This is a genomic window from Staphylococcus shinii (assembly GCF_017583065.1).
GTDB classification, from domain to species: Bacteria; Bacillota; Bacilli; order Staphylococcales; family Staphylococcaceae; genus Staphylococcus; species Staphylococcus shinii.
Genome location: NZ_JAGEVL010000001.1, coordinates 1 through 12,643, shown reverse-complemented (window position 1 = coordinate 12,643; position 12,643 = coordinate 1). Strand labels below are relative to the sequence as shown.

Annotated in this window: 12 protein-coding genes and 4 tRNA genes; 1 reads left to right on the top strand and 15 read right to left on the bottom strand. The window is 31.4% G+C overall.

Annotated elements, in window-relative coordinates:
• Nucleotides 1-10: 10 nt before the first annotated feature.
• Nucleotides 11-1,120, bottom strand: a complete 1,110-nt coding sequence (locus J5E45_RS00080) for a GAF domain-containing sensor histidine kinase (RefSeq protein ID WP_039066957.1) — start codon at nucleotides 1,118-1,120, stop codon at nucleotides 11-13.
• Nucleotides 1,121-1,311: 191 nt separating this feature from the next.
• Here J5E45_RS00080 and J5E45_RS00075 point away from each other — a divergent pair, with 191 nt between their 5' ends.
• Nucleotides 1,312-2,139: an RluA family pseudouridine synthase gene (locus J5E45_RS00075; RefSeq protein ID WP_039066955.1), complete on the top strand. Its 828-nt coding sequence runs from the start codon at nucleotides 1,312-1,314 to the stop codon at nucleotides 2,137-2,139.
• Nucleotides 2,140-2,499: 360 nt separating this feature from the next.
• On the opposite strand, the gene fumC is transcribed toward J5E45_RS00075, so the two are convergent.
• The 14 genes from fumC to J5E45_RS00005 all read right to left on the bottom strand — a co-directional run bounded on the left by fumC (nucleotide 2,500) and on the right by J5E45_RS00005 (nucleotide 12,642).
• Nucleotides 2,500-3,885 carry a class II fumarate hydratase gene (gene fumC / locus J5E45_RS00070; RefSeq protein ID WP_039066954.1) on the bottom strand — a complete coding sequence of 462 codons (1,386 nt, stop codon included), beginning with the start codon at nucleotides 3,883-3,885 and terminating at the stop codon, nucleotides 2,500-2,502.
• Nucleotides 3,886-4,112: 227 nt separating this feature from the next.
• Nucleotides 4,113-4,523 carry a hypothetical protein gene (locus tag J5E45_RS00065; RefSeq protein ID WP_101049750.1) on the bottom strand — a complete coding sequence of 137 codons (411 nt, stop codon included), beginning with the start codon at nucleotides 4,521-4,523 and terminating at the stop codon, nucleotides 4,113-4,115.
• Between the two features lie 298 nt (nucleotides 4,524-4,821).
• Nucleotides 4,822-5,007: an SAS053 family DNA gyrase inhibitor gene (locus J5E45_RS00060; RefSeq protein ID WP_039066950.1), complete on the bottom strand. Its 186-nt coding sequence runs from the start codon at nucleotides 5,005-5,007 to the stop codon at nucleotides 4,822-4,824.
• 20 nt (nucleotides 5,008-5,027) lie between these two features.
• Complete coding sequence (locus tag J5E45_RS00055; RefSeq protein ID WP_017723187.1) at nucleotides 5,028-5,627, bottom strand: sugar phosphate isomerase family; 600 nt, start codon at nucleotides 5,625-5,627, stop codon at nucleotides 5,028-5,030.
• Between the two features lie 182 nt (nucleotides 5,628-5,809).
• Nucleotides 5,810-6,280 (bottom strand): tRNA (uridine(34)/cytosine(34)/5-carboxymethylaminomethyluridine(34)-2'-O)-methyltransferase TrmL, encoded by a 471-nt coding sequence (trmL, locus tag J5E45_RS00050; RefSeq protein WP_069792608.1) that lies wholly within the window; start codon nucleotides 6,278-6,280, stop codon nucleotides 5,810-5,812.
• A gap of 1 nt (nucleotide 6,281) precedes the next feature.
• On the bottom strand, nucleotides 6,282-7,412 hold the full coding sequence (queG, locus tag J5E45_RS00045; RefSeq protein WP_069792609.1) for a tRNA epoxyqueuosine(34) reductase QueG: 1,131 nt from the start codon (nucleotides 7,410-7,412) through the stop codon (nucleotides 6,282-6,284).
• 162 nt (nucleotides 7,413-7,574) lie between these two features.
• Nucleotides 7,575-8,297 carry an amino acid ABC transporter ATP-binding protein gene (locus J5E45_RS00040; RefSeq protein ID WP_039066944.1) on the bottom strand — a complete coding sequence of 241 codons (723 nt, stop codon included), beginning with the start codon at nucleotides 8,295-8,297 and terminating at the stop codon, nucleotides 7,575-7,577.
• Nucleotides 8,290-9,756, bottom strand: a complete 1,467-nt coding sequence (locus tag J5E45_RS00035) for an ABC transporter substrate-binding protein/permease (RefSeq protein WP_208181431.1) — start codon at nucleotides 9,754-9,756, stop codon at nucleotides 8,290-8,292. The genes J5E45_RS00040 and J5E45_RS00035 overlap by 8 nt, the downstream gene beginning before the upstream one ends.
• Before the next feature lie 284 nt (nucleotides 9,757-10,040).
• Nucleotides 10,041-11,108 carry a PTS sugar transporter subunit IIC gene (locus tag J5E45_RS00030; protein ID WP_107549143.1) on the bottom strand — a complete coding sequence of 356 codons (1,068 nt, stop codon included), beginning with the start codon at nucleotides 11,106-11,108 and terminating at the stop codon, nucleotides 10,041-10,043.
• A 264-nt stretch (nucleotides 11,109-11,372) separates the two neighbouring features.
• Nucleotides 11,373-11,455: transfer RNA gene (locus tag J5E45_RS00025), tRNA-Leu, on the bottom strand.
• Nucleotides 11,456-11,811: 356 nt separating this feature from the next.
• Nucleotides 11,812-12,198, bottom strand: coding sequence for an aspartate 1-decarboxylase (gene panD, locus J5E45_RS00020; RefSeq protein WP_101049756.1), 387 nt, complete (start codon nucleotides 12,196-12,198; stop codon nucleotides 11,812-11,814).
• Between the two features lie 189 nt (nucleotides 12,199-12,387).
• A tRNA-Gly gene (locus J5E45_RS00015) sits at nucleotides 12,388-12,462 on the bottom strand.
• Nucleotides 12,463-12,477: 15 nt separating this feature from the next.
• Nucleotides 12,478-12,552, bottom strand: a tRNA-Gly gene (locus tag J5E45_RS00010).
• Nucleotides 12,553-12,567: 15 nt separating this feature from the next.
• Nucleotides 12,568-12,642, bottom strand: a tRNA-Gly gene (locus tag J5E45_RS00005).
• Nucleotide 12,643 lies beyond the last annotated feature (1 nt).

Here is a 12,643-nt window from a genome sequence, read left to right as displayed (position 1 = left end):
TTTCATTATCTTATAGCGGCACTTTTATATAAATTTGAGTCCCGTTATTTTCTTCAGATGTTATATCTATGTTAGCTTTAACTGCTTTTGCTCGTTGTTTCATATTATTAATACCATGTGAATTATTATAGCTAGTTTGCTGCATATTAAAGCCAATGCCGTAATCTTTAATTTCTACATAAAAATAGTCCTGGTTTTGTGATAATTTTAATTTAATTTCTGTATCTTGAGCATGCTTTTTTGTATTATTCATACCTTCTTGGATAATTCTGTAGATATTTTCTTCAATATTACTTGGTAAATTAATTAAACCTTCAACACTAACCGTTAAATCCAATTGTAATACGTCGCTATAATTTTGAATAGCCTTAACTAGCCCTTGCTCTAATCCAACTGGTTTAAGTTGCCAAATTAAAGCACGCATTTCATTTACAGCTTGTTGACTCGTTTCTTCAATGATATTAAAGGCTTTACGGGATACTTCTTCATTAGATATACCTTGTGCAGCATGTGCCGTCAATTTTACAGAAAAAAGTAATTGATTTACTGAATCATGTAAATCACGTGCTAGTCGATTTCTTTCACTTATACGGGCTGCTTCTTTTTCTTGGTCCGTTAACGCAATACGTTTGATTGCAGACCCTATCTGAAAAGCAACAGACTCTAACAATTCTAAATCCTCTTCACTATAACTTGTCTTATAAGGCGTCGCTACATTTAGCAGACCAAACAACTCATCGCCAGAGCGCAGTGGCACGGTTGCATGATGTGTGATGCCCTCTGACTCCTCATGAAATGCACGATTTGCTAGATTAATACGTGAACAATTTATAATGTTTGATGCTTTTGTTAATTTTTTATTTTGATATGCTTGCACACACCAACAGGTTCCTTCACACATGTATTTACAATTTTGTTTAGCTAATGCACCAGGTAAATCATAATGTGCAACTAATTCATGTTGTCCATCATCATCTATAAAAAATATCCAACCGGTAGTAAATGTTGTACCTTCAATTAAATATTTCAATGCACTTTGAATCATATTATATGTTTCGGTTTCTTCATTTAAAAATTCTGCAATTTCTTTTAACAATGCAAGTCTAGTTGGTTTTTCCATTTAACCAGCCCATTTCTTTACAACTTTATATTTATTATACCTTCTCAGTTAATAATTTAAAAATCATGTTTTTTTGTATGAACGCATAATTTAATTACAAATGTAATATTTAATCTAATGAAAGTATTTATCTAATATTTTTAAACCTATGTTTATGGTATGATAATAATTGATTATCAAGGAGGATACGTATGAAATTCGAAATCCCTATTAAATATAATAATTTAACATTAAGAGAAATTTTCCAACAATTGCATCTACCTAAAAAAGATTTGCATAATTTAAACATGTCAAAAGCAATTACAATTAACGACACAACCGCTTCATTAATGACTAGAGTTAACACAGGTGACAATGTGTTTATCCCTACACCAGATGAAGTAAGTAATTATTTACCTAGTTACCGTTTTGCACAAATTTACTATGAAGACGATGATATCGCTATAGTCATGAAGCCAAAAGGTGTTAAAACACACCCGAATGATTTAAAAGAAAGTAATACATTAATGAACCATGTTATTTATACTGTTAAAAGTGACTATGTTGAACCAATTCACCGTCTAGACCAAGAAACTGTTGGTTTATTAATCGTAGCGAAAAACCCATTGATGAAAAAAATATTAGATCGTATGTTAGAAGAAAATGAAATTGATCGTATCTATAAAGCTAATGTTCATAGTTTATTACCAATCAAACCCCAAACTATCGATATGCCGATTGGTAAAGATAAATTCCATTCTAACAAACGTAGGGTATCACCAACAGGTCAATCAGCAATCACACATATTCTTGACTCAAAAATGGTTAAAGAAGATGTCTGTGAATTAGAATTGAAATTAGATACAGGTCGTACTCACCAAATTCGTGTTCATTTAGCTGAAATTGGACATCCAGTTATAGGTGATCCATTATATGGAAACTCTACATTGAGACAACTTCAATTAAATAGTTATAAAATTGAATTCATCCATCCGCTGACCCAAGCACAAATTTCTGTCAGTCTAGATGATGAAGTCTAACCTAGCAGTAAAGTTTTAAAATTTTAAAATTACAACGTTAGTAGTTTTAAGTATTAGTTATGTTTTAGACATAACCATGTAGTTTATTACTATTCACATGTTTAAAACTTACGTAGTATCGTTTCTAAAAAATTTAAAGACATCATAATATAAAGTTACAGAGACTAACTTTATATTGTGGTGTCTTATTTACCAATTACATTTATACTATCATATCAAACTGATGCTTATACTCCATAATAATAAATTAAAACACACTATCATATAAATGACAGTGTGTTTATTAATAAAGAATACAACTTCAGATAAATTTATGAATACTATTTAAATTATATCTACAATTACTTATTTACGTTTTATTTATTTTGGTTCAACCATATCTTCTGGTTTAATCCATTGTTCAAACTGTTCTTCTGTTACATGTCCTGATTGAATTGCAGATTCTTTTAAAGTTAAGCCTTCTTTGTGCGCTTTTTTAGCAATACTTGCTGCTTTCTCATAACCGATGTGTGGGTTTAAAGCAGTAACTAGCATAAGCGATTGGTTTAAGTAATTATCAATGTTTTCAGGAATTGGCTCTATTCCAACAGCACAATTACTATTAAATGTATCCATACCATCTGCTAATAAATATATAGATTGTAATGTATTTAATAAAATAACAGGTTTGTATACATTTAATTCAAAATTTCCTTGTGAGCTACCAATTCCTACTGCTGTATCATTCCCCATCACTTGGACAGCAACCATTGTTAACATTTCACATTGTGTAGGATTAACTTTACCCGGCATAATTGATGAACCTGGTTCATTTTCAGGTATTGAGATTTCTGCTAATCCGGCACGTGGGCCTGAAGCTAACCATCTTACATCGTTTGCAATCTTCATTAAGTCTGTCGCAAGTGCTTTTAAAGTACCATGTAATTGTACTACCTCATCATGTGCAGTTAATGCATGGAATTTATTTTCAGAAGATACAAATGGATGGCCTGTATTTTCTGCTATGAACTTAGCGACTTTATCTCCAAATTCAGGGTGTGCATTAATGCCAGTACCAACCGCAGTTCCACCTATTGCTAAATTTAAAATATGCGCTTTTGATTCATTTAATAGTGTTTCACATTTATCTAGCATATAACGCCAACCACTAATTTCTTGACCTAAACGAATCGGTGTAGCATCTTGCAAATGTGTACGCCCTATTTTAATAATATCGTTATATTGTTCTTCTTTTTGTTTAAATGTATCTCTTAAAGATTTTAATGCAGGTTCTAGTTTCGTTTCCACTTCGTTGTATAAGGCAACATGCATTGCTGTAGGGAACGTATCATTAGAACTTTGTGATTTATTGACATCATCATTAGGATGAATAGATTCATCGCTACCTTGCTCTTTTAAGTAATTGTTTGCCACAAAGCTTACAACTTCATTAACATTCATATTACTTTGGGTACCACTACCTGTTTGCCATACTACTAATGGAAAATGTTCATCTAATTCTTTATTTAATACACGGTCACATGCATAAACAATTGCATCTTTCTTGGCATCTGATAATTTTCCTAATTCGTGGTTAGCTAAAGCAGCACCTCTTTTTAATTGAGCAAATCCATAAACAACTTCAATTGGCATACGTTCTTTACCAACAGGGAAGTTACGTTTACTTCTTTCTGTTTGAGCACCCCAGTATTTGTCTGCTGGTACTTCTATTTCACCGAATGTATCATGTTCAATTCTAACTGACATTTATAAATCTCCCCTTCATTAATCTTAGTTCGCTTTAAGTATAGCATTAATCATTTTAAACGGGCAATCGTATTATATAGCGTTTTCATAATAAATTCATATTTCTCAAATTACAAATATTTATTTACTCTTTCTACTTTACTTTCAATAACATAACTATTTATATATAAAAAGAAAATCCCGAATATTTCCAGGATTTTCTTCTTAAAAGTTATTGGACACTATAATTATTTTGTAATATTTACATTTTTAAACTGTTCTTTAGCAGATTGAATAATACCTATAGCAGTTAAAATTAACAATATAGCACCAATTACCATAGTTACAGGACTTATTGTGATAAGTAATCCTAAAAAGCCATCTAAATTACTATAAAAATCTCCTAACGGCTTAAACAATAAAACAGTTACAATTATGCAGCATAAAACGCTTATAATAATACCTGTTTGATTACCCTTAACAAATGTTGAAGCATTAACCTGATCCACAAGACCACGTGATAAATTAATTTGCAATTTAACAATTTTAAATAATACTGGTAAATAGATAGCACCAATTGCCATTGGGAAACCTTTAATTGATAATAGGTTAACAATTACTGCAGCTATCATAATATATTTCCATTGCTTACTTAACATATATAAATCTCCTTAAATCAATAATGTTTTAATCATACCACATTAACTTTTAACATGGCATTTCTTTTTGTAACATACACTACATTTAAATTGCAGTTATTTTATCTAATCAGAAATAGGTCAACCCTATTATAAGATTCGTGATTTTTGTTCTATTTTTCCTTTTATAGCTAAGTATATTATCGTGTGATAACTACTATTAGCTAAAATATGTAAAATGGATTTTGAAATTGTAAAATGCTGTGCAATAACATATAAAAAACCCGAAACATTAATTAATGTTTCGGGTAGCTATTTATTAGTCATTTAGGTCAGAACGTACTTCAGAATCATGTGATTTATCTAATTTATCTTCATCATTTTCTTCTGAAATTTGTTCCATCTCTTTGCCTAATTCAACAACATCGTCAAAATCATCGACCATTTCATTCTCAGGTTCTAATGTATCATTTTGTTGATCATTTGAATTCTTATTTTTTGTCATTTGAATCACCTCACATTTGATTATGCAAAACGTGCTGTGAAATAATGTCTCACATCTTCAGGTAAACCTTCTGCAGCCGCTTCATCTAAAATTACATTTACCATGCGGTGAGCTTTTAAATCTGAAGGTTCAAAACTTGTTTTACCATTTTCTTCATAAAGTTTATGAACAACTTCTTTTTTCTCACTACCTGTAATTATTAAAATTACTTCGCGAGCTGAAAAGAGACCTTGGTTAATACTTACATCTAAATTACCTTTTGTATCAATAGAAAGTACTTGTGTAACTAACTTGCCTTTATTTTCTTTAGTTTTGATTTTATCTTTAATAAATGACTCAGTATCTTCACTAAATGATACATTATATATTTGACCTTCTGGTACGCCTAATGCTTCAAAATAAGATTTCTTATCATCATAATCTAATATATTTATTTGACTGAAATCTACCGCATTTTTATCTACATTTTTCTTCAATTCATCCAATACAGGAGCATTGTCACTAGCAAGATGTACACCTGCAATAGTTGTTGGATTATTGTTAAATTGTTTTCTTAAAATATCTGCAGCATATTCAGCTACAACTTTTTCGTTTTCTAAAACTTTAAAGTTCATTGCCATAGTAATTACACTCCTCTTTTTCTATTAAGACGGTTCTAGCATTATTTTTATTAATACCCTACATAATGTTTCTATAAACCACTACTTTATTAAACTAAATGATGATTCGTACAAATAGTTAATATAAGACTTATTATCATTATACAAAGCTTTTAATATATTTTCATTCATTTTGGTAAGTATTAATGTAACTCTGGAAAATTTTGCTGTCTCAAAGCTTCATAAATTAGTAATGAAGCAGTATTTGAAAGATTAAGCGATCTAATATTATCATTCATAGGTATGCGAAGCGCAGTAGCTGCATATTTTTCTTTTACCCAGTCAGGTAATCCTGTTGTTTCACGTCCAAATATGAAAAAGTGATCATGCTCAGTATTTGTAAAATCAAAATCTGAATATGTTTTTTCTCCGAATTTTGTTAACAAATAATATGTACCTTCAGTAGCTTCAAAAAATTCCTCTATACTTTCATGATACATAATATTAACAGTTTCCCAGTAATCTAGTCCTGCACGCTTTAACATTTTATCATCCGTACTAAAGCCTAGTGGTTTAATTAAATGTAAATTAGTATATGTTCCTGCACAAGTTCTTGCAATACTACCTGTATTACCTGGTATTTGCGGTTGAAATAATACGATATGGTTTGTCATGCTATTGTTCTCTCCTCATTTCTAATCCTTTTAACATTTCTTGTTGAACTTCTTCTAGTTCGTTATGATATTGCTGCTCAATAAAGTTTCTAGCATCTTCGCCCTGTATTTGTCCAATTGCCCAATACGCAGTGCCTCTAATCATTGGACGAGGATCATTTAATGCAACATCTTGTAATTCAGGAATAGCACTCTCTTCTTTAAAATGTGCTAATGCTACTATTGCATTACGTTGAATTGGCTTTTTACCTCTCCAAGCACCTGCTAAATGTCCATACGTATTTTTAAATTCTTTATTGCTCATTTTTAATAATGGTACTAATCTTGGTTTTAAAATTTCAGGTTCTAAGACAATATCATCATGCTGGGTGTTAATACCTTTATTTCTTGGACACACTTGCTGACAAGTATCGCAGCCATAAAGCCGATTCCCTATTTTATAACGGTATTCATCTGCTAAATAACCTTTTGTTTGTGTTAAAAAGCTAATACATTTTTGGCTATTTAACTGCCCATCTCCAACAAGCGCACCAGTTGGACAACGGTCAACACAAATGGTACAGTCCCCACAACTATCCAATAACGGGTCATCTGGCGGAAAAGGGACACTTACGAGCATTTCACCCAAATAAGTCCAAGTCCCTAGTTCGGGATTGATAACAAAACCATTTCTACCAACATAACCTAAACCAGCACGTTCTGCCACAGCCCTATCTGATAAAGCTCCTGTATCTACCATTGACTGGATTTCAACGCCATCTACTCTATCTCTCAAATAATCAGCTAGTTTATCCAACCTTTTTCTCATAATAGAGTGATAATCTTGTCCCCATGAAGCACGCGCAAACATACCTCTTCTATCTCCTCTGGTACTCTTAGGTGCACCTTTTAATTTATTGGGATAACCTACCGCAATCGCTATAATAGACCGTGCTGTTGGTAGTGTTAATGTCGGTTCGGTCCTCAATGCTATATCTGATTCTTCAAAACCTGATGCATAACCTTTAGCATGATAGTCTACTAATTTTTGTTTCATTTCATCAAATGGGTCGGCAGTAGTAAATCCGATACTATCGATACCTATCGTATGTGCATAGTCAATGACATCTTGTTTTAATTGCTTTAAATCCATTTATTCTTACACCCCACATTAAAAACATACATCCTACAGTTTAACACACTATTTCGTATTTAGAGTATGTGCAAATCCAATTTTTATCATCAAAAATAAAAAACCAAGCAGATAAGTAATTGTATTAGCATAATTACTTTATCCACCTGGCTTTAATAAAATTTATAATACTCTACTTAAGAAGTTTTTAGTTCTTTCATGCTGTTGTTGATCAAATATTGCTGCCGGAGTACCTGATTCAACGATAACGCCATCTGCCATAAATACTACTTTATCACTCACATCTCTAGCAAAATTCATTTCATGAGTAACAACAACCATTGTCATACCTTCTTTAGCAAGATCTTTCATAACTTTCAGAACATCTCCGACTACTTCAGGATCTAACGCTGACGTAGGTTCGTCAAAAAGTAAAACTTCTGGATTCATGGCTAAGGCTCTAGCAATAGCAACCCTCTGTTTTTGTCCACCTGATAATTGTGAGGGATAAGCATCTGCTTTATCACTTAATCCTACTTTATCTAATAATTCTTGGGCTTGATTCTTTAAATTACCTTGCTTGTCTTTTTTTAATAGACTTGGCGCTAAAATAATATTATCAATTACTTTTTTATGTGGGAATAAGTTGAAATTTTGAAATACCATACCCATTTGTTGACGTAATTTTTCTAACTCTGTATTTTTACTTGTTAAACTATTTTCTTTAAATATAACCTCACCGCTTGTAGGTGTTTCTAATAGATTCATACAACGCAGTAATGTACTTTTTCCACTACCAGAAGGGCCAATGATAGCTACAACTTCTCCCTGATTCACTGTCATATCAATACCTTTTAAAACTTCATTTTTCCCAAAAGTTTTATATAAATTTTTAATATTAATCACTAACTTTCATTCTCCCTTCAAAGAAATACATTACTCTAGATAATGTGAATGTAAGTATAAAGTATAATACTGCTGCCACTAATAATGGCGTGAATGGGTCAAATGAAGCACCCTGGACTACTTGTGCATTAAACATGATTTCACTTACACCTATTACAGAAACAATTGATGATTCTTTAATTACAGTTACAAATTCATTACCTAAAGCTGGTAATATTTTTTTAATTGCCTGAGGTAATATAACTGTTTTCATAGTTTGGCCACAAGTAAGCCCTAGACTGCGCGCAGCTTCCGTTTGACCTTTATCTACCGCATTAATACCTGCTCTAATTATTTCGGCAATATACGCTGAACAGTTAATTACAAGTGCAATCATACCGCATATTAAAGCTGAAATATCTAAACCAAGCATTGCAGTGGTACCGAAATAAACTAAAAATACTTGTACTAATAATGGCGTGCCTCTTAGGAATTCAATATAAGCTGAAGCTATCCATCTAAACACTCTTATCTTACTTAATTTTATTAATGCTATAATAGCTCCAAATACAGTCCCTAATAACACACCAACAATTGAAATTAAAATAGTATTTTGTATCCCTTTTAAGAAAAAGCTACTGTATTTACTAAAGAAGTTACCATCATCTTTTTTCATTGCTTCAGCAGCTGAATCTTTATAATCTTCAATCAAGTTTTTATCCTTAACTTCTTTAATACTAGCATTTAATTTTTCCATTAATTTAGGAGCATTTTTTGGTGCAGCGATTGCTGTGCTTTTAGTTCCTTCATTAAACTTTACTCCATCAGCAAAAGTTAAATCTTTATTTTGTTTTAAATAGGCTTCTGCAACAGGGCCTTCAATAACCATACCGCTTACTTTTCCACTTTTTAAAGACATGATTACTTCTGGAACTCTAGTCAAAGATTGAATTTGAGCATTTTCAATATCCGATTGAGCGATTTTTTCTTGCTGTGTTTGTTTTTGAACACCTATCTTTTTGTTAGCAAAATCATCGATAGTTTTTAAATTATCAGCGTCAGATTTTTTTATAATCATTTTTTGCTGAACTGTCATATATGGATTAGAAAAGTCTACTTCCTTTTTACGTTCTGGCGTAGGTGTCATACCAGAAATAATTAAATCTACTTTCCCAGTTTTAATAGCTCCCAGTAAACTATCAAATTGCATATTTACAATTTTTAATTTTAAATCATTGTCCTTTGCCACTTTCTTTGCTAATTCAATATCTATTCCAGCGTATTCGGTCTTACCGTTAACATTATGCTCAAACTCATAAGGCGCATAATCAGCCGACAACCCGACTCTTAACTCACCACGTTCTTTTATTTTTTCCCATTGTTCGTCTTGCGATTGTGCATGAGCTGTAGGGTTTATATAATTCACTATGGCACAAAATATAATTATACATGCCATGAAGCCTTTTAATATGTGTTTCATCTTCGTATCCCCTCTCTATAATATTAATTATTATACACATTAACGCAATATTATTCAATAACAAAATTTAAAATTATTGTTATATCGCTCTTTCTTTAATGAAAATAAATTATTATGCAATACTTATGTATAAAAAAAGAGCGGATAGAAATCAAAATTTAAGTTTTGATTTCTTAAACCGCTCTATTAAGCGCTTAAAAAGATGCTATAACATGAACCTAGGTTTTGTATATGCCCAAATTCAAATTTGTTGATTGTTATACAGTTAGATAAGTATGAATCCACTATTGTCTTGGTATCTCGAATCTATAAATTTCATCAGAATATTTACCAATAAATTTTTTACATAATTCATGTACGAAAAACGCTGAGACAAAAGGTATAACAAAGTAACCAAATACAAGTAAAATAATATCCGTCATTGGGTCTCCTTCCATACGATTAAAAGCATTTATTGGTCCTACAAGCCCTGTATATCCAAATCCCGCAGACATAGGTGTACCTTGGATACCTATGAAATAAGCAATTAAACCACCAATTATACCGTTTATAGTTAATGGAACTGCAATAATTAAATGCTTAAAATAAACTGGTATCATCATTTTTGCAGCACCAATTATTAGCACAAGGTTCACACCGGCGCTATTGACTCTAATTGAACCAAATAAGAATGTTACACAGGCAGCAACTATACCCATATTTGCAGCACCACTACCTAATCCTGATAAACCAATAGCAGTTGCAATAGCTACAACAGATATTGGTGTTACCATTAACAATGAGTATGTAATACAAATTAATATCGACATCAACATTGGATTTAGTTCTGTAAATGAACTAACTACATGTCCTAAACCTTTAGTTACATTCGATACATAACTTAATGTATATAAGCCAATTACTCCACTTATCACTGGTATTAATACTGGTAGAATAATCATTTCTAATGAACCGAGTTTATCACGTAATAATAAATAAAAAAAACATGCAACAATTACCACAAGGATAGTATTAATAATATCGCCGATACCATTTAACATAAATCCCCCGTCTGTAATTTTAACAGCACCACTACCTAACATAGCTGAAACACCAACCATAGCTGCACCTGCACCATTAAATTTAAATTGGTGCGCTGCTAAAACACCAATTATAAAGGCCATAAATGACTGAATTAACACAACAAGTTGGTATATTGATTCCAGTAATTGATTGCCTTCTTTAAAGAACTTTAATAATTCTCCTAATAATGCATTTGGTAATAATGCTATTACTACACCAGCACCGACAGCTTGTAAAATATTACTAAAAAATTGTTTCCAGCTTGAATCTGAACTTTTAGATTTAACCATAAAATTATGTCCTCCAAATATAACATTAGACTAATAATATTACACATTGTATTAAACTACAATATCAACTTGCTCTAGTAATAATTAATTTTTAAAGAGTTTATAAGTATAAAACTAAAATAAGATACTTCTTTTTAGTAAAATAACAACAAATTTTAAAATGAAATGTTCAATCTAACAATCCAATTCTATATAAACGAAAAGAAAATATAAAAAAAGAAACATCATTAAATGATGTTTCTAAAATGTTAGTTATTTTATTAGTACCGGCGGTCGGGATCGAACCGACACTCCAAAAAGGAACGGGATTTTGAGTCCCGCGCGTCTGCCAATTCCGCCACGCCGGCTCAATAGCTCAAAAGAGACTATATATTTATTATCGTTTATAGCTGCAAATATTTTACAATTTCTAAACGGCATAAGTTTATTATATAACTAACTACATTTGTCGTCAATAGATTTCTTAAATAAAGCCGTAATTAGTAGGTTTAGCAACTATTTTTTAAAATGTAAATTGTAAATTTTGTCACTGTTCAAATCCAAAACTTCAAGTATAATACCACATATAAATTTAACAAATTGAATCAACAGTGAAAACTTCTAAAAAAATTTAAGTTTTTTAAATATAAAGGATCTTCAATGATTAAACTCTAAGTATAAAGTGAAATATAATGATTGACTCTAAACAACAAAATAATAATAATTAATCCGTAATTACTCTACTTTCAACCTCATGTATCATTTGTGTAATCTGGTTATATTCATCTAAAACAGCAACTTTTGGAACGTGCGTAGAAAGTTCATCTTCGTTCAGTTGAACATAAGTCATAATAATCACCACATCATCGACTTCAACTAGTCTAGATGCTGCGCCATTTAAGCAAATCTTACCACTGCCCCGTTCACCTTCAATCACATATGTTTCAAATCTTGCTCCATTATTATTATTTACAATAGCAACCTTTTCATTAGGCAATATATCAACTGCTTCTAATAAATTTTTATCTATAGTAATACTACCTACGTAGTTTAAATTTGATTCGGTAACTCTCGCTCTATGAATTTTTCCATTCATAATTGTTCTAATCATTATATACAATCTCCTACCATAAAGTATTTATAATAATGTATGCTATTTAAATTAATGGTACAAAACACTATTATAATTATTTATATTACCATATTATATAGATATTGCTACAAATATTGGAATTTAAAATATTGATACACGTTAAGACAAAAAAAGATATAAAAAAAACTTCCCATGAGGAAGAATAAATGGAGCGGAAGATAGGACTTACACCTATACCTCATTCCGGGAAGGAATGTGTTCTGAGAGTTGAACTACTCCCGCTTAATTATTAAATTATGGAGCGGAGGATAGGACTTACACCTACACCACGTTCCGGGAAGGAACGTATTCTGAAAGTTGAAATACCCCCGCTTAATTATTAAATTATGGAGCGGAAGATAGGACTTACACCTATACCTCATTCCGGGAAGGAATGTGTTCTGAGAGTTGAACTACTCCCGCT